The sequence below is a fragment of the Macromonas nakdongensis genome, assembly GCF_002837145.1.
In the GTDB taxonomy this organism is placed as follows: domain Bacteria; phylum Pseudomonadota; class Gammaproteobacteria; order Burkholderiales; family Burkholderiaceae_C; genus Macromonas_B; species Macromonas_B nakdongensis.
Genome location: NZ_NWMV01000035.1, coordinates 1 through 15942, shown reverse-complemented (window position 1 = coordinate 15942; position 15942 = coordinate 1). Strand labels below are relative to the sequence as shown.

General features: G+C 69.3%; 17 protein-coding genes. 11 read left to right on the top strand and 6 right to left on the bottom strand.

Annotated features, from left to right (window positions below):
• From CON77_RS06350 to CON77_RS06310, 9 genes are all read left to right on the top strand, one after another.
• A partial coding sequence (locus CON77_RS06350; protein ID WP_101048291.1) for an RsmB/NOP family class I SAM-dependent RNA methyltransferase occupies window positions 1-1221 on the top strand: 1221 nt, incomplete at its 5' end.
• A gap of 131 nt (window positions 1222-1352) precedes the next feature.
• Window positions 1353-2567 (top strand): DesA family fatty acid desaturase, encoded by a 1215-nt coding sequence (locus CON77_RS06345; protein WP_101048290.1) that lies wholly within the window; start codon window positions 1353-1355, stop codon window positions 2565-2567.
• 104 nt (window positions 2568-2671) lie between these two features.
• Window positions 2672-3388: a YqgE/AlgH family protein gene (locus CON77_RS06340; RefSeq protein ID WP_101048293.1), complete on the top strand. Its 717-nt coding sequence runs from the start codon at window positions 2672-2674 to the stop codon at window positions 3386-3388.
• Window positions 3385-3795, top strand: a complete 411-nt coding sequence (ruvX, locus tag CON77_RS06335; protein ID WP_101048289.1) for a Holliday junction resolvase RuvX — start codon at window positions 3385-3387, stop codon at window positions 3793-3795. Before CON77_RS06340 ends, ruvX begins: the two co-directional genes overlap by 4 nt.
• Window positions 3792-4304 carry a bifunctional pyr operon transcriptional regulator/uracil phosphoribosyltransferase PyrR gene (gene pyrR, locus CON77_RS06330; RefSeq protein WP_101048288.1) on the top strand — a complete coding sequence of 171 codons (513 nt, stop codon included), beginning with the start codon at window positions 3792-3794 and terminating at the stop codon, window positions 4302-4304. The genes ruvX and pyrR overlap by 4 nt, the downstream gene beginning before the upstream one ends.
• Complete coding sequence (locus CON77_RS06325; protein ID WP_439650533.1) at window positions 4304-5263, top strand: aspartate carbamoyltransferase catalytic subunit; 960 nt, start codon at window positions 4304-4306, stop codon at window positions 5261-5263. The genes pyrR and CON77_RS06325 overlap by 1 nt, the downstream gene beginning before the upstream one ends.
• 11 nt (window positions 5264-5274) lie before the next feature.
• A complete protein-coding gene (locus CON77_RS06320; protein ID WP_101048286.1) occupies window positions 5275-6612 on the top strand; it encodes a dihydroorotase in 1338 nt (445 codons plus the stop codon).
• A gap of 16 nt (window positions 6613-6628) precedes the next feature.
• Window positions 6629-7393: a lysophospholipid acyltransferase family protein gene (locus tag CON77_RS06315; RefSeq protein ID WP_101048285.1), complete on the top strand. Its 765-nt coding sequence runs from the start codon at window positions 6629-6631 to the stop codon at window positions 7391-7393.
• A 147-nt stretch (window positions 7394-7540) separates the two neighbouring features.
• The gene (locus tag CON77_RS06310) at window positions 7541-8125 is read left to right on the top strand and encodes a DUF2889 domain-containing protein (protein WP_232788426.1); all 585 of its coding nucleotides are present in this window, start codon (window positions 7541-7543) and stop codon (window positions 8123-8125) included.
• Between the two features lie 33 nt (window positions 8126-8158).
• On the opposite strand, the gene CON77_RS06305 is transcribed toward CON77_RS06310, so the two are convergent.
• Window positions 8159-8806: a glutathione S-transferase gene (locus CON77_RS06305; protein ID WP_101048283.1), complete on the bottom strand. Its 648-nt coding sequence runs from the start codon at window positions 8804-8806 to the stop codon at window positions 8159-8161.
• Between the two features lie 177 nt (window positions 8807-8983).
• Between CON77_RS06305 and CON77_RS06300 the strand changes: the two genes are divergently transcribed.
• On the top strand, window positions 8984-10021 hold the full coding sequence (locus CON77_RS06300; RefSeq protein ID WP_101048282.1) for a DUF475 domain-containing protein: 1038 nt from the start codon (window positions 8984-8986) through the stop codon (window positions 10019-10021).
• Window positions 10022-10098: 77 nt separating this feature from the next.
• Here CON77_RS06300 and CON77_RS06295 read toward each other — a convergent pair whose 3' ends face one another.
• From CON77_RS06295 to CON77_RS06280, 4 genes are read right to left on the bottom strand one after another with little or no spacing between them, the layout of a single operon-like run.
• The gene (locus CON77_RS06295; protein ID WP_101048281.1) at window positions 10099-11349 is read right to left on the bottom strand and encodes a M20/M25/M40 family metallo-hydrolase; all 1251 of its coding nucleotides are present in this window, start codon (window positions 11347-11349) and stop codon (window positions 10099-10101) included.
• Between the two features lie 40 nt (window positions 11350-11389).
• Window positions 11390-13168 (bottom strand): 2-oxo-4-hydroxy-4-carboxy-5-ureidoimidazoline decarboxylase, encoded by a 1779-nt coding sequence (gene uraD / locus CON77_RS06290; protein WP_101048280.1) that lies wholly within the window; start codon window positions 13166-13168, stop codon window positions 11390-11392.
• A 53-nt stretch (window positions 13169-13221) separates the two neighbouring features.
• The gene (gene puuE, locus CON77_RS06285) at window positions 13222-14181 is read right to left on the bottom strand and encodes an allantoinase PuuE (RefSeq protein WP_101048279.1); all 960 of its coding nucleotides are present in this window, start codon (window positions 14179-14181) and stop codon (window positions 13222-13224) included.
• A 12-nt stretch (window positions 14182-14193) separates the two neighbouring features.
• Window positions 14194-14859 (bottom strand): GntR family transcriptional regulator, encoded by a 666-nt coding sequence (locus CON77_RS06280; RefSeq protein ID WP_101048278.1) that lies wholly within the window; start codon window positions 14857-14859, stop codon window positions 14194-14196.
• 77 nt (window positions 14860-14936) lie between these two features.
• Between CON77_RS06280 and uraH the strand changes: the two genes are divergently transcribed.
• A complete protein-coding gene (uraH, locus tag CON77_RS06275; protein ID WP_101048277.1) occupies window positions 14937-15290 on the top strand; it encodes a hydroxyisourate hydrolase in 354 nt (117 codons plus the stop codon).
• A gap of 9 nt (window positions 15291-15299) precedes the next feature.
• Here uraH and CON77_RS06270 read toward each other — a convergent pair.
• On the bottom strand, window positions 15300-15942 hold a 643-nt coding region (locus CON77_RS06270; protein ID WP_439650532.1), incomplete at its 5' end, for a hypothetical protein.

Below are 15942 nucleotides of genomic sequence, written 5' to 3'. Positions count from 1 at the left end.
ACCGGGGCGCGCTACACCAACGACCACAGCCAGGTGGGCCCGCGCGAGCGGCACACCTTGGCCGATCTGGTCTACGCCGTGCTGCGCGAGTGGCCGCGCCTGCGCTGGTGGCTGCGCAGCGCCCCCGCCGACCTGCCCCCGCCCAAGGGCCTGGCGCCCGCCCGGCGCCAGGCCCGCCGCCTGGCCTTGCTGGTGTGTGGCGGCGCCGACGCCTGGCTGGCCCAGGCCGCCACCGACGACGAACGCGCCTGGCTGGCGCACTGCGCCACGGCCGAACTGCCGCGCGAGGCCCCACCCGAGGCGCGCCACCTGCTGCCGCTGTGGCTGGCCGAACGCCTGCAGGCCGAACTGGGCGACGGTTTCGCCGCGTTGGCCGAGGCGCTGAACCGCCCGGCGCCGCTGGACCTGCGCCTCAACCCCCTCAAGGCCAAGCGGCCGGCCCTGTTGCAGCGCCTGCGCGACGCCGGCTGGGCCGCCGAGGCCACGCCCTATTCCCCCTGGGGCATGCGCCTGGCGGGCAAGGTCGCCCTGCACGGCGAAGCCTGGTTCCAGGAAGGCCTGGCCGAGGTACAGGACGAAGGCTCGCAGCTGCTGGCGCTGCTGCTGGAGGCCAAACGCAACGAGGTGGTGGTGGACTTCTGCGCCGGCGCTGGCGGCAAGACCCTGGCCCTGGGCGCGGTGATGCGCAACACCGGCCGCCTGTACGCCTTCGACACTTCGGCCCACCGGCTGGACGCGCTGCAGCCCCGCCTGCAGCGCAGCGGCCTGAACAACGTATTCCCCATGGCCATTGCCCACGAACAGGACGAGCGCGTGTTGCGCCTGCGCGGCAAGGCCGACCGGGTGCTGGTCGACGCCCCGTGTTCCGGCCTGGGCACCTTGCGTCGCAGCCCCGACCTGAAGTGGCGCCAGAAGCCCACCGAGGTGGCCGAGCTGGCGGCGCTGCAGGGCCGCATCCTGGCCAGCGCGGCGCGCCTGGTCAAGCCCGGCGGGCGGCTGGTCTACGCCACCTGCAGCCTGCTGACCGAAGAAAACGAGGCCGTGGCCCAGGCCTTCGGCGCCAGCCACCGCGATTTCCGCCCTCTGGCCGCCGATGCCGTGCTGGAGCACGCCGGTGTGCCGCAGGGCGCCAGCCTGTGCCGGTCTGGATATTTGCGCCTGTGGCCCCACCTGCACCAGACCGACGGCTTTTTTGCCGCCGTCTGGGAGCGCAAGGCCTGAGTCGAGTCCCGCCCTGCGGTGGCAGGGCCATCGATTTGGTGTTTTGGCCCCTCCGACCTAAAATTGCGGGTTATGCCTGAGCGGGCCCGTGGCCTGTTCAGTGGATCGTCATCGAGTTTCAAAGGACGTACATGTCTGTGTTCGAATCGGGCTGGAACGGCTTCATCGGCTTCTTGTCCCAGGGCCTCACCGGCGCGGCGTGGTGGCAGGTGCTCATCGTGGCCCTGGTCATGACGCACATCACCATCGTCAGCGTCACCCTGTTCCTGCACCGCTGCCAGGCCCACCGCGCGCTCGAACTGCACCCGCTGGTGTCGCATTTCTTCCGCTTCTGGCTGTGGATGACCACCGGCATGCTCACCAAGGAGTGGGCCGCCATCCACCGCAAACACCACGCCAAGTGCGAGCAGGACGGCGACCCGCACAGCCCGCAGATCTTCGGCATCAAGAAGGTGTTCTGGGAAGGTGCCGAGCTGTACCGCGCCGAGGCCAAGAACCGCGAAACCATGGAGCGCTACGGCCACGGCACCCCCGACGACTGGATGGAGCGCAACGTCTACACCAAGCACTCGCGTCTGGGCATCAGCATGATGCTGATCCTGGACGTGGCGCTGTTCGGCGTGCTGGGTTTGGCCGTGTGGGCGGTGCAGATGGTCTGGATTCCGTTCTGGGCCGCCGGCGTCATCAACGGCATTGGTCACTTCTGGGGTTACCGCAACTTCGAAGCCACCGACGCCAGCACCAACGTCTTCCCCTGGGGCATCATCGTCGGTGGCGAAGAGCTGCACAACAACCACCACACCTACGCCACCTCGGCCAAGTTCTCGGTCAAGCCCTACGAGTTCGACATCGGCTGGATGTACATCAGCATCCTGGCCAAGTTCGGTCTGGCCAAGCCCAAGAAGACGCCGCCCAAGCTGGCCTTTGGCGACGTCAAGCCCGTGGCCGACGAAAAAACGCTGGAAGCCATCATCGCCAACCGCTACGAAGTGATGGCCGGCTTTGCCCGCCAGATGCGCGCCACGGTGCAGGCCGAACTGGATGCCCTGAAGGCCAAGCGCGCCGATGCCTCCATGCTGGAAGCCGCCCGCCGCTGGCTGCACCGCGACGACGACAAGGTGCCGGCCCAGTACCAGGCCAAGGTGGCGCAGGTGCGCGCCCAGCACCCCACCCTGGCCAAGATGCACGCCATGCGCGAGGAGTTGCGCCAACTGTGGTCCAACACCTCGCTCAACCGCGAGCAACTGGCCAAGGACCTGCAGGCCTGGTGCCGCCGCGCCGAAGAAAGCGGTATCGCCGCCTTGCGCGACTACTCCGTGCAGTTGCGCGCCGCGCGCGCGGTCTGACGACGCTGGCCCGCCCGGGCCGTGTTCGCCTTGCCCACAAGCCCGCTTCGACAGCGGGTTTTTTTGTGGCCATGGGCGCACAGCCGCCCCGTAAAATCGCCCGCATGCCTTCGGACGCTTCCCCCATCAACCTCACCCACCATTTCCTGATCGCCATGCCGGGGTTGAACGACGAGCTCTTTGGCAAGAGCGTGGTCTACCTCTGCGAGCACAGCGCCAAGGGCGCGCTGGGCCTGATCATCAACAAGCCCAGCGACATCACCGTGGCCGACCTGTTCGACAAGGTGGACCTGCCCCTGCGCCGCCGCGAACTGGCGGCGCAGCCGGTGTTCCGCGGCGGGCCGCTGCAGACCGAGCGCGGCTTTGTGTTGCACGAGGCCATGGGCGAGGCCCAGCCCGTGGGCACCGACGAAACCCCGCCGGCGGTGGCTCAGGCCATCCGCGCGGCCCTGGCCGCCACCGACGATGACGACACCCCGGCGGCCGAGGCCGACGAAGCGGACGACCCCGAGGCGCCGGCCCCTGCACCGTCGGTCTACGCCTCCAGCCTGCGCGTGGGCGATCTGGAAATGACCACCTCGCGCGACGTGCTCGAAGCCCTGTCCTCCGGGGCCGGGCCGCAGCAGGTGTTCGTCTCGCTGGGCTATTCGTCCTGGGGCGAGGGCCAGCTGGAGTCCGAAATCACCGAGAACAGCTGGCTCACGGTGGAGGCCGACCCGCGCCTGATTTTCGACACCCCGGTGGAGCAGCGCTACGACAAGGCCATGGCCCTGCTCGGTTTGCAGGCCTGGATGCTGGCGCCGGGTTCGGGGCACGCATGAACGCGACCCCAGAGGTGCCGGCCTCGCAGCAAACTTTTCTGGCCTTCGACTACGGCCTCAAGCGCACCGGGGTGGCCAGCGGCAACCGGCTGACGCGCTCGGCCACGCCACAGGCCACCATCCAGGCCGAAGGCGACGCCCGTTTTGTGCAGGTGGCTGCCCGCCTGAAAGAGTGGCAGCCCGACGCGCTGGTGGTGGGCGTGCCCACCCACCCGGACGGCGCCGCCCACGAAAACACCGCCCGCGCGCTCAAATTCGCGCGCCAGCTTCGCGGGCGTTTCAACTTGCCGGTGTATGAAGTGGACGAGCGCTACAGCACCACCGAGGCCCACAGCCTGGGCGCGCGCGACGCCGATGCGGCTTCGGCCTGCATCATCCTGGAACAATTTTTGAGGAGTTTGCCGTGAGTTCTCTCCAACTCGACGCCGAGGCGCTGTACGCCGAGCTCAAGCGCGGCGTGCAAGGCCTGCAGGCCGGTGCCCCCGTGAAGCTGGTGGGCGTGACCAGCGGCGGCGCCTGGCTGGCCGAGCGCCTGCAGCGCGAACTGGGCCTGCCCGGCGAGATCGGGGTGATTTCGTCCGCCCTGCACCGCGACGACTTCGCCCAGCGCGGCCTGAGCGCCACCGCCGAACAGACCCGCCTGCCCTTCGACGTCAACGGTGCCCATGTCGTCGTGGTCGACGACGTGCTCTACACCGGCCGCACGCTGCGTGCCGTGCTCAACGAACTGTTCGACTACGGCCGCCCGGCGCGTGTGCAGCTGGCGGTGCTGGTGGACCGGGGCGGGCGCGAACTGCCCATGGCGGCCGACTTCGCCGCCACCCGCCTGCCGCTGCCGCCGGGCCAGTCCTTCGAGCTGGCGCGCGGGGACGACGGCACCTTCAGCTTCGTCGTCGAACACAAACCGGTGGCCTGATGCCCATGAAAAACCCGCAACTCAACAAACATGGCGAGCTGATCCACCTGCTCTCCACCGAAGGGCTGCCCCAGGCCATCCTGACGCAGATACTCGACACCGCCGCCAACTTCGTCAGCGTGAGCGACCGCGAGGTGAAAAAGGTGCCGCTGCTGCGCGGCAAGAGCGTGTTCAACCTGTTTTTCGAGAACAGCACCCGCACCCGCACCACCTTCGACATCGCCGCCACCCGCCTGAGCGCCGACGTCTACACGCTGGACATCGCGCGCAGCTCCACCGCCAAGGGCGAATCGCTGCTGGACACGATCGCCAACCTCAGCGCCATGGCGGCCGACATTTTCGTGGTGCGCCACAGCGAATCGGGCGCGCCGTACCTCATCTCGCAGCATGTGGCACCGCATGTGCACGTGGTCAACGCCGGCGACGGGCGCCACGCCCACCCCACCCAGGGGCTGCTGGACATGTTCACCATCCGCCACTACAAGAAGGACTTCACCAAGCTGTCGGTGGCCATCGTGGGTGACGTGCTGCACTCGCGCGTGGCGCGTTCCGACATCCATGCGCTGACCACCCTGGGCTGCCCCGATGTGCGCGTGGTGGGCCCGCGCACCCTGGTGCCGAGCGACTTCAGCCAGATGGGTGTGCGCGTGTGCCACACGCTGGAAGAGGGCATCAAGGACTGCGACGTGGTCATCACCCTGCGCCTGCAGAACGAGCGCATGAGCGGCGCGCTGCTGCCGTCCAGTCAGGAGTATTTCAAGAGCTTTGGCGTCACGCCCGAGCGCATGCGATGGGCCAAACCCGACGCCATCGTGATGCACCCCGGCCCCATCAACCGGGGGGTGGAAATCGACTCCAGCGTGGTGGACGGTGGCCAGAGCGTGGTGCTGCCGCAGGTGACCTTCGGCATCGCCGTGCGCATGGCGGTGCTGGGCATTGTGGCCGGCAACGTGGCGTGAGGACTGCAACCATGAAAATCCTGATTCAAAACGGCCGCCTGATCGATCCCGCCAGCCAGACCGACCGCGTGGCCGACATCGCCATCGCGGCAGGCCGCATCATCGGCATCGGCAAGACGCCGGCCGATTTCCACCCCAACCGCACCATCGACGCCAGCGGCTGCATCGTGGCCCCGGGCCTGGTGGACCTGAGCATGCGCCTGCGCGAACCCGGCCAGGAACACGCCGGCATGCTGGAAAGCGAAATGGCCGCCGCCGTGGCCGGGGGCGTGACCAGCCTGGTCTGCCCGCCCGACACCGACCCGGTGCTGGACGAGCCCGGTCTGGTGGACATGCTCAAATCCCGCGCCGAAAAACTGCACCAGGCCCGCGTATTCCCGCTGGGCGCGCTGACCCGCGGCCTCAAGGGCGAGGTGCTGACCGAGATGGTGGAGCTGACCGAGTCCGGTTGCGTCGGTTTTGGCCAGGCCGAGGTGCCCATCGTCAACACCCAGGTGTTGCAGCGCGCGCTGCAGTACGCCGCCACCTTCGGCTACAGCGTGTGGTTGCGCCCGCAGGACTTTTACCTGGGCAAGGGCGTGGTGGCCAGCGGGCCGCTGGCCACGCGCATGGGCCTGAGCGGCGTGCCCACCGCCGCCGAAGTGATCGCCTTGCACACCGTGTTCGAGCTGCTGCGCGGCGTGCACAAGCCCGGCACGCCGGCCGGGCAGGGCGTGCACCTGCACCTGTGCCGCATCAGCAGCGCCGCGGGCCTGGCCCTGGTGCGCGCGGCCAAGGCCGAAGGCCTGCCGGTGACTTGCGACGTGAGCGTGCACAACCTGCACCTGACCGACACCGACATCGGCTACTACGACAGCCGCCTGCGCCTGCAACCGCCGGTGCGCCAGCAGCGCGACCGCGACGCGTTGCGCGCCGGCCTGGCCGACGGCACCATCGACGCCCTGGTGAGCGACCACAACCCGGTGGACGCCGACGCCAAGACCCTGCCCTTTGCCGAGGCCGAACCCGGCGCCACCGCGGTGGAGCTGCTGCTGGGCCTGGCCTGGAAGTGGGCCGAGCAGGACGGCGTGCCCCTGGGCCGCACCGTGGCCGCGCTCACCCACGGGCCGGCCCAGGTGCTGGGCCACAGCCTGGGCACGCTGCAGGCCAGTGTGGGTCGCCTGGTGGAAGGCGGCGTGGCCGACGTCTGCGTCATCGACCCTCGCGTGCACTGGACCGTGGGGCCGAAGGCCTTGCGCAGCCAGGGCAAGCACACCCCATTCGACGGCCACGAGCTGCCGGTGTCGGTGCGCGCCACCCTGGTCCAGGGTCAAGTGGCTTTCGACGCGCAGCACGAGCGCCAACGTTGAGCCCGCGTTCCCCCGCATGACCGCCGTTCGCACCGCCGGCCGCCTGTTGCGCCTGGTGGGCCACCTGCTGCGTGGCCTGCACACCCTGCGCACCCGCTTTCCGGGGGCCACGGAGGCCCAGCGCCAGGCCGACATCCAGGCCTGGTCGCAGCAGGCGCTGCGCATCCTGGGCGTGCACCTGCAGGTGCTGGGCGAGCCGCCCGTGACCGGGCCGCTGCTGGTGGTGTCCAACCACATCTCGTGGCTGGACATCGTCGCCCTGAACGCCGCGCGGCCTTGCCGTTTTGTCTCCAAGGCCGATGTGAAGCACTGGCCGGTGGTCGGGCGGCTGGTGGCCGGTTCGGGCACCCTGTTCATCGAGCGGGAAAAGCGCCGCGACGCGCTGCGCGTGGTGCACCACATGGCCGAGCACCTGCGCGCGGGCGATGTGTTGGCGGTGTTCCCCGAAGGCACCACCGGTGACGGCCAGGGCGTGCTGCCTTTTCACGCCAACCTGCTGCAGGCGGCGCTGGCGGCCGACAGCGCCATCCAGCCGGTGGGGCTGGCCTACCTGCACGGCCAGGGCCAGGGGCTGCAAGGCGAAGCCGCCCGGCACAATGCGCCCTCCTACATCGGCGACACCACGCTGGTGGCGTCCATCTGGCGCACCGTGTGTGCCAGCGATGTCCAGGCCACGGTGCACTGGGGCGAGCCCGACACCGCCCAGGGCCGCGACCGGCGCGCCTGGGCCGAGGCCTTGCGTGCCGAGGTGGCGCGGCTGGCCGATCTGCCCTGCCTCTAACGCCGCATGGGGAGGTGCATTGTCGCCCGCGGTGCGGTGCGCTCGGGGATTTTTGGCAATAATGGGCCGGTGCCTGAGCGCACGACCGTTCGATTTTTTCCCAGAGGTGTTCCCTTGCCATTGCCCAGCCCCCAGAGCCGCCGCCCCATGCACACCCGTCGTGTCGAATACCGCGGCTTTCAACGCGACGACGGCCTGTGGGACATCGAAGGCGAGTTGCACGACAGCAAGCCGCACGCGTTCGAGATCGAGGGCGAAGGCCGCTGGGCACCCGACGAGGCCATCCACCACATGCTGATCCGGGTGACGGTGGACCACACCCTGGTGGTGCGTGACGTGGCGGTGGCGATGGACAGCCACCCGCACGCTCCCTGTCCGCAGGCCATGGCCCCCATGCAGCGCATGATCGGCACGCGCATGGGCGGCGGTTGGCGCCAGGCCATCGAACGCCACCTGGGCGGCATCCAGGGCTGCACCCATTTGCGGGAACTGCTCTACAACATGGCCACCGCCGCGTTCCAGACCCTGTCCGAGGTGGCTTTTGCCACGCCGTCCGACGGCAGCAAGCCGCCGGTGCACCTGGGCAAGTGCCTGGCCTGGGACTTCGACGGACCGGTCACGGAAAAGGTCTACCCGATGTTTTTCCGCTGGCGTCCACCCAGCCCGGACGCGGCGCACGAGCCCCTGGAGCAGGCCGCCGACCGGGCCCACCCGGTGGCAGATGCCCGCTGAGGCCTGGCCTCCGGCGAGGGGCGTGGGCGGGGTTCAGCCCCGGGCGCGGGCCAGCAGCAGGTCGGTGTTGGCTTTGCGGTCGGCGTTGATGCGCTGCACCTGCGGGCGTTCGGCCATGCGCTTGAGGTAGTCGCGCACGCCGGGCACATCGGCCAGCACGTCGCGGCCCAGCACCAGCTTGCTGGCGCTGGCCACCAGGGGCAGGTGGACGATGGCGGCGCAATCGGCCACGGTGAACTGCTCGCCGGCCACGAAGGGGGCGAAACGCGCGATCTGGGCGAAGGCGGCCACGCTCTTGTCGAGCTGGGCGGCCACTTTCTGCTTGACGCCGTCGCTCACCTGGCCGCCGAAGAAGGCCTGCGGGTAGAGCTTGCGGGCTTCCAGTTCCAGGTGCAGTTCGAGGAAGGTGTTGAGCTCGCGCACCTTGGCCCGGGCGAAGGGGTCGGCCGGCATCAGGGGGTGGTCCGGGTAGGCCTCTTCCACGTACTCCATGATCACCGCCGATTCGCACAGCGGGCCGTGTTCGGTCAGCAGGTAGGGCACCTTGCCCAGCGGGGTGCTGTCCAGGTCGGTCTCGCCGACCCAGTTCAGGGCTTCCACGAACGGGACGCCTTTTTCGAGCAGGGCGAGTTTGACCTTGTTGTAATAGTTGCTGGCCGAAAAGCCGCAGAGTTTCAGCATCGGGGGTCTCCAAAGGTGTGGGGGTCAACCGTGGGCATCATCGGGCATGGCGGGACGGGGCGCTGTCCAGTGCGCGTCAGTCGCGGCACCGTGGGCGCGGCGGCGGGGCTGCAGACCCGCCCAAAAATGGCGACAATCGGCGGCTGTTCCACCGACGGGTGCCGCGGCACCAGTGCCATGAAAGAATTCCGCTTTTCCTTTTTTGTGACCTTTGTCTGCCTGGCCCTGGCCGGCTGGTGGGGCAGCCAGACCGGCATGGGTTTGTGGACCGCCTTGTGGCTGGCCTTTGTGCTGGCCATCCTGGAGGTGAGTTTGTCGTTCGACAACGCGGTGGTCAACGCCGGCGTGCTGCGCGACATGAGCGAGTTCTGGCGGCAGCTCTTCCTCACGGTCGGCATCCTGATCGCCGTTTTCGGCATGCGCCTGGTGTTTCCCATCGTCATCGTGGCGGTTTCGGCCGACATTGGCGCCTACGAGACCATGCAACTGGCGCTGCAGTCGCCCGACCAGTACTCGGCGGTGCTGACCAGCGTCTACCCGGTGATTTCGGCCTTCGGCGGCATGTTCCTGCTGCTGGTGTTCCTGAACTTCCTGTTCGACCAGAACAAGGACACCCATTGGCTCGGCCCGCTGGAGCGGCGCATGGTCAAGGCGGCCAAGTTCGACGAGATCAGCGTCTTCATCGCGCTGCTGGTGGTGTTCTCCACCCGCTGGTGGGTGCCCGAGGCCGACGCCACCCGCGTCTTCGTGGCCGGCATCCTGGGCATCGTGCTGTACCTGGCGGTGGACGCGGTGGGCGCGATGTTCGACGACGAGGCCGAGGGCGAGGCCATGGTGAAAACCGTGCAGCGTTCGGGTTTTGCCAGCTTCCTCTACCTCGAGGTGCTGGACGCGTCCTTCTCGTTCGACGGCGTGATCGGGGCCTTCGCCATCACCAAGGACGTGGTCATCATCATGCTGGGTCTGGCCATCGGTGCCATGTTCGTGCGTTCCATGACGGTGTACCTGGTGCACCGCGGCACGCTGAACCAGTACATCTACCTGGAGCACGGCGCCCACTACGCCATCGGCGCGTTGGCCGGGGTCATGATCCTGGGCACGGTGGTGCACGTCTCGGAGGTGTTCACCGGCCTGATCGGCGTGGCCTTCATCGTTGCGTCGGTGTGGTCCTCGTTGCAGCACAACAAGCGCGTGGGCCACGGCGGCGCGGCCTGAGCGCCAGCACGGCGCTTGCAAAATGAACACGGGGGCTGCGGCCCCCGTTTTTTTTGGGTGCAGGGACGGTGCGGGGCTCAGGCCAGCAGGTCGTGCAGGGTGCGAGCCAGCACCTGCGTGGCACCGAGCAGGTCGCTGAGTGCCACGTGTTCGTCGGCGCGCTTGGCGTTGGACTCGCGCACCGTGCGCGGGCCGGCGCCGTAGATCACGCCCGGGATGCCGCGCTCGGCGTAGAGGCGCACGTCGGTGTACAGCGGGGTGCCCACGGCGGGGATGGCTTCGCCGAACACCGCTTCGCCGTGCTTTTGGATGGCGGCCACCAGCGGCCGGTTGCCGGGCAGCGGCTTCATGGCCTGGGCCAGCAGCAGGCGCCGCACGTCCACTTGCAAGGCGCGGCCGCCCCGGGGCGGCGCGAACGACGTGGCCGCCTGGGCGATGGTGGCGCGCAGGTCGGCCTCGACCTGGGCCGCGTCCTCCTCGGGGATCATGCGGCGGTCGAGCTTGAACACCACCTTGCCGGGCACGACGTTGGTGTTGGTGCCGCCTTCGATGCGGCCGATGTTCAGGTAGGGGTGGGTGATGCCTTCGACCGATGAGGTGGTGGCCAGGTAGTCCCGGTTGAGCCGGTACAGCACGTTCAGGATGTGCACTGCGCCTTGCAGCGCGTCGGTGCCGGTGTCGGGGATGGCGGCGTGGGCCATGTCGCCTTGCACCGTCACCTCCAGTTGCAGGCAACCGTTGTGGGCGGTGACGACCTGGTGGCTGAAGCCGGCGGCGATCATCAGGTCGGGCCGGGTGTGGCCGTGGCGCAGCAGCCAGCCGGGGCCCAGTTCGCCGCCGAATTCCTCGTCGTAGGTGAAGTGCAGTTCGATGCAGCCGCGCGTCGGGCGGGCCACGGCTTCCAGGGCGCGCACCGCGTGGCTGAAGCTGGCGAAGTCGCTCTTGCTGACGGCGCTGGCGCGGCCGTAGAGCTGGCCGTCCACCACCTCGCCGCCGTAGGGGTCGTGGGTCCAGCCCTCGCCGGGCGGCACCACGTCGCCGTGGGCGTTGAGGGCGATGGTGGGGCCGCCATCGCCGTAGCGGCGCCGCACGATCAGGTTGGTGATGGTTTGCAAGCCGGCGGCGTGCACCTCGGCGGCGGGCACGTCGAACGCTTCCACGTCCCAGCCCCAGGCGCGCAGCAGCTCGGCGGTGCGCTGGGCGTGTGGGGCGTTGTTACCGGGCGGGGTGTCGGTGGGCACGCGCACCAACTGCTGCAGAAAGGCCACTTCCTCGTCGAAGTGCTGGGCGACCCATTGGTCCAGGGCAGTGTGGGCGGGGCTGGTCATGTGGAGTGCTGTGTGGAGCGGGGCTGGAAGGGCGGGGGGCTCAGGCGCCGTCGGCCACCTGTTGCAGCAGGTGCTGGAAGGCGCGCACGGCCAGGTCCATGTCGTCGCTGGTGGTGGATTCGAGCGGGTTGTGGCTGATGCCGCCGTTCTCGCCGCGCACGAACAGCATGGCTTGCGGCAGGAGGTCGTGCAGTTTCATGGCGTCGTGGCCGGCGCCGCTGGGCAGGCGGAACACCGGCAGGCCCAGGGCCTGCACCGCGCGTTCCCAGCGCGCCTGCCAGGCCGGGTCGCTCGGGGCGGCGCTGGCGCGCATCGTTTCTTCCAGCGTGGCCCGCACGCCGCGGCGCTGGGCGATGGCGTCGAGTTCGGCGCGCACGTCGGCCAGCAGGGCGTCGCGCTGGGCGTTGCTGGGCGCGCGCAGGTCCAGGCTGAAGGTGCAGCGGCCGGGCACCACGTTGATGGAGCCGTTGGGCACCTGCCACTGGCCCACGGTGCCGACCGAGTCGCCGTCGGCACGGGCGCGCTGTTCCAGGTACAGCGCCAGTTCGGCCACGGCGCAGGCGGCGTCGGCACGGCGGTCCATGGGCGTGGTGCCGGCGTGGCTGGCGGTGCCGCGCACTTCGCCCGCCAGCCGCACGCTGCCGTTGATGGAGGTGACCACACCCAGCGGCAGGTTCAGTTCGTTCAGCACCGGGCCTTGTTCGATGTGCACTTCCACAAAGCCCAGGTAGGCGGCCGGGTCGCGCTTCAGGGCAACAATCGCGTCCAGCGTGCCGGGCAGGCCAGCAGTCTGCATGGCCTGGCGCATCGTCACGCCGTTGGCGTCGGTCTGGTCCAGCCAGGTGGGGTCGAAGTCGCCGGTCAGCGCCCCCGAGGCGAGGAAGGTGGCTCGGTAGCGCTGGCCTTCCTCTTCGGCAAAGGCCACGATTTCCAGCCCGAAGGGCAGGCGCTGGCCGGCGCGGTGCAGTTCGCGCACGCAGGCCAGCGGCACGCAGATGCCCAGTCGCCCGTCGTAACGGCCGCCGTTGCGCACCGTGTCGTAGTGGCTGCCGGTGAGCAGGTATTTCGCGCCGGGGGCATTCGGGTGGTAGCGGCCGACGACGTTGCCCACCGCGTCCAGGTGCACCTCGTCGCAACCCACCTCGCGCATGGTCTGGGCGATGTCGGCGGCGCAGGCGCGGTGGGCGTCGGTCAGGTAGGTCACGGTCAACTCGCCACGCTCGGCATGGCCCGGTTCGCTGTGCCGTGCCAGGTGTTCGTGCCAATCCCAAACCCAGTGGCCCAGCGTGGGCTCGGCGCTGAACTTGTCGTTCAGACGGATCTCGACGATGCGGTGGATGTGGCGCAGGCACTCGGCCAGCTCGAAGTCCGGGTGGCCGTGCAGGCGGCGTTCGAAGGCGGCAATGATCTGCGCCTTGTTCAGGCCGGTGCCGCGCGGCCCGCGCACCGCCAGGATGAAAGGCCAGCCGAATTTGGCGTTGTAGTCGGCGTTGAGGCGCTGGATGTGGGCGAACTCGTCGGGCGTGCACTGGGTCAGGCCGGCGGCGTTCTGTTCCTGGGTCGATTCGGCGGTGAGGCTCTGTGCCACCATGGCCTTGCCGGCCAGCTCGGGGTGGGCGCGGACCAGCGCCAGCTGGGCCTCGCGCCCGGCGCCGTCGAGCACCCGCACCATGGCCAGCTTGAGCGCGGCCAGGCTGGCAAAGGGGCGCTGCGCCAGGGCCTTTTCGGCGATCCAGGGCGAATGTTCGTACAGGCCGTCGAGCAGGCGCGCGGCGGCGTCGGGCGGGGCGGTGTTGAGTTGGTCCAGCGTGTAGGCCATGTGCGAATTTCCAAAAATGCTGGGCCCATGCAAGGGGCGCGCCAGTTCCCAGGTCAGGCGGCGCAGGGGTGGGTGGCGCGCCAGTGGTGGGCGATGTCGATGCGCCGCGTGACCCACACGCCTGCGTGGCGCTGGATGTGGTCCAGGAAGCGTTGCAGCGCGGTGATGCGCCCCGGGCGGCCCAGCAGGCGGCAGTGCATGCCGATGCTCATCATCTTGGGGCGGTCGAGGCCGGCGGGGTCGCCTTCGGCGTAGAGCACGTCGAAGCTGTCTTTCAGGTACTGGAAGAACGGGTCGGCGTGGCTGTAGCCCTGGGGCAGGGCGAAGCGCATGTCGTTGCAGTCCAGGGTGTAGGGCACGATGAGCTGGTGCGCGTCGCTGCCGTCGGTCTTGCGCACCTTCATCCAGAACGGCAGGTCATCGCCGTAGTAGTCGCTGTCGTAGGCGAAGCCGCCGTGGTCGGCCACCAGGCGCCGGGTGTGGGGGCTGTCGCGGCCGGTGTACCAGCCGGCGCCGTGCAACTGCTGGCCGTGGTCGCCGGTGAGCTCGGCCAGGATCTGCATGGCCTGCGCCAGGTGTTCGCGTTCCACGGCTTCGGGCAGGTTCTGGTAGTGGATCCACTTGAGGCCGTGGCAGGCGATTTCGTGGCCCAGTTCCAGAAACGCCGCGGTCACGTCCGGCGAGCGCTGCAGGGCGGTGGCCACGCCGAAGACGGTGAGCGGCAGCCCGCGCCGTTCGAACTCGCGCAGCAGGCGCCACACGCCCTGGCGCGAGCCGTATTCGTAAATGCCTTCCATGCTGATGTGCCGCGCCGGGAAGGCCGCTGGGTTGAACATCTCGGACAGGAAGGTTTCGCTGGCGGCGTCGCCGTGCAGCACGCAGTTTTCGCCGCCTTCTTCGTAGTTGAGCACGAACTGCACGGCGATGCGCGCGCCGTCGGGCCAGCGGGCGTGGGGCAGGTCACGGCCATAGCCGGCCAGGTCGCGGGGGTAGGGGGCGGTGCTGTCGTACATGGCGTGCGGGGTTCAGGACAGGGCCAGGGCCAGGTCGCTGGTGGGCAGTTTCCGGTCGAAGGTGAGGTTGGCCATCACGTTGCTCAGGTGCTGGTCCATCAGCGCCACGGCGCGGGCCTCGTCCTTGGCCGCCAGGGCCTGGACGATGGCGGCGTGCTCGTCGTTGGAGTGTTCGGCCGCGTGGCTGCTCTGGTACATCAGGGTGATGAGCGCACAGCGCGAGATCAGGTCGCGCAGCAGTTCGGCCAGCACCTGGTTGCCCATCAGCTCGGCCATGCGCACGTGGAAGTCGCCCAGCAACTCGGTGCGGCCGGGCACGTCCTGCCGGTCCACCGCCTGGCGTTCGGCGGCCACATGAGTTTGCAGGGCCTTGATCTTGCTAGGGGTGACCTGCTGCACGAAGCTGCGCGTCATGGCCACCTCCAGCATGCGCCGCACCTCGAACACCTGCTGGGCTTCCTGCACCGAGGGCGTGGCGACGAAGGCGCCGCGGGCCGGCTCGAGCTTGATCAGCCGGTGTTGCGACAACTGAAACAGCGCCTGGCGCACCAGCGTGCGCGAGACGCCGAAGTGGTCAGCCAGCTTCTGTTCGGCCAGCTTGGCCCCGGGGTGCAGGCGGTGCTCGACGATGGCGCGGGTCAGGGACTCGACGATCTGGTGGGTGCTGGACGGTTCCATGGGGAGATGATACCCAGAAAAACAAAAAGTGTATACACTTTCGGTCGACTGAAACCACCGCCACGGAAGGAGGCGCCATGGGCCTGAGTACCCACGTTCTGGACACGATGCACGGTTGCCCGGCTGCGGGCATGGGGGTGGAGCTGTACACCACCGAGGGGGAGCGGGCCACGCTGGTCAAGCGCTTCACCCTGAACGCCGACGGCCGCAACCCGGATGGCCTGCTGTTCGACCACGACAGCCTGCGCGCCGGCACCTACCGCCTGGTGTTCGACGTGAAGGCCTATTTCGCGGCCCGTGGCGTGGCGCTGCCCGAGCCCGCCTTTCTGGACCGCGTGCCGCTGGATTTCGGCGTGGCCGACCCGCGCGCGCACTACCACGTGCCGCTGCTGGTCAGCCCCTGGAGCTACGCCACCTACCGCGGCAGCTGAGCCCGGGGCTCAGAGCTTGGAGCGCTGGCCTTCGGTCAGGGTGTCGAGCTGGAAGCGCCCGCTCTTGTCCCACAACCAGGTCTCGGTGTAGACCACGCCACCCAGTCGGGTCGGGGCCGGGAAGGGGGCGGCGGCGCGCACCGTGCGCTCGATCTCGGCCATGACCGCGGGCACGTGCCGCGGCGCGCGCATCCACTCGAAGCGGCGGATGTGGCCGCGCGCGTCCAGTTCCAGCTGCATCACGCCCACGGCCTGCAGCAGCGGTGGCATCTGCCCGGGGTAAATGCGGTGGCCGTTGAGGCTGTAGAGGTGGCGGGCGCCGTCGCGCCGGTACTCACGCGCGCTGGTGGCGTGCGAGAGCGCCCCGGCCGGCACCGGGGTGGCCGGCACCTGCACCGCGGGCGGGGCCACCGTGACCGGGGCGGGTGGGGCCGGCGGTGGCGGGGTGGCGCAGCCGGCCAGCACCGCGGGCGCGGCCAGCGACAGGTGGGGCAGCAGCGCGCCCAGGCGGCGGGCGGGCACAGAGGTGGCGGTGAGCGGCATGGGGCGGGGCGTTGGGTCGGTATATCGGATGGCGCCTGCCTTGTGCGGCAAGGCGGGCGATACTGCCAGCATGAACACGGTGCCGATCACGGGTGGTGACTTTTCTTGC

Coding starts and splice junctions, on each gene's coding strand:
- CON77_RS06345 (WP_101048290.1), top strand. CDS start 1,353: ATGTCTGTGTTCGAATCGGGCTGGAACGGCTTCATCGGCTTCTTGTCC.
- CON77_RS06340 (WP_101048293.1), top strand. CDS start 2,672: ATGCCTTCGGACGCTTCCCCCATCAACCTCACCCACCATTTCCTGATC.
- ruvX (WP_101048289.1), top strand. CDS start 3,385: ATGAACGCGACCCCAGAGGTGCCGGCCTCGCAGCAAACTTTTCTGGCC.
- CON77_RS06325 (WP_439650533.1), top strand. CDS start 4,304: ATGCCCATGAAAAACCCGCAACTCAACAAACATGGCGAGCTGATCCAC.
- CON77_RS06320 (WP_101048286.1), top strand. CDS start 5,275: ATGAAAATCCTGATTCAAAACGGCCGCCTGATCGATCCCGCCAGCCAG.
- CON77_RS06315 (WP_101048285.1), top strand. CDS start 6,629: ATGACCGCCGTTCGCACCGCCGGCCGCCTGTTGCGCCTGGTGGGCCAC.
- CON77_RS06310 (WP_232788426.1), top strand. CDS start 7,541: ATGCACACCCGTCGTGTCGAATACCGCGGCTTTCAACGCGACGACGGC.
- CON77_RS06305 (WP_101048283.1), bottom strand. CDS start 8,806: ATGCTGAAACTCTGCGGCTTTTCGGCCAGCAACTATTACAACAAGGTC.
- CON77_RS06300 (WP_101048282.1), top strand. CDS start 8,984: ATGAAAGAATTCCGCTTTTCCTTTTTTGTGACCTTTGTCTGCCTGGCC.
- CON77_RS06295 (WP_101048281.1), bottom strand. CDS start 11,349: ATGACCAGCCCCGCCCACACTGCCCTGGACCAATGGGTCGCCCAGCAC.
- uraD (WP_101048280.1), bottom strand. CDS start 13,168: ATGGCCTACACGCTGGACCAACTCAACACCGCCCCGCCCGACGCCGCC.
- puuE (WP_101048279.1), bottom strand. CDS start 14,181: ATGTACGACAGCACCGCCCCCTACCCCCGCGACCTGGCCGGCTATGGC.
- CON77_RS06280 (WP_101048278.1), bottom strand. CDS start 14,859: ATGGAACCGTCCAGCACCCACCAGATCGTCGAGTCCCTGACCCGCGCC.
- uraH (WP_101048277.1), top strand. CDS start 14,937: ATGGGCCTGAGTACCCACGTTCTGGACACGATGCACGGTTGCCCGGCT.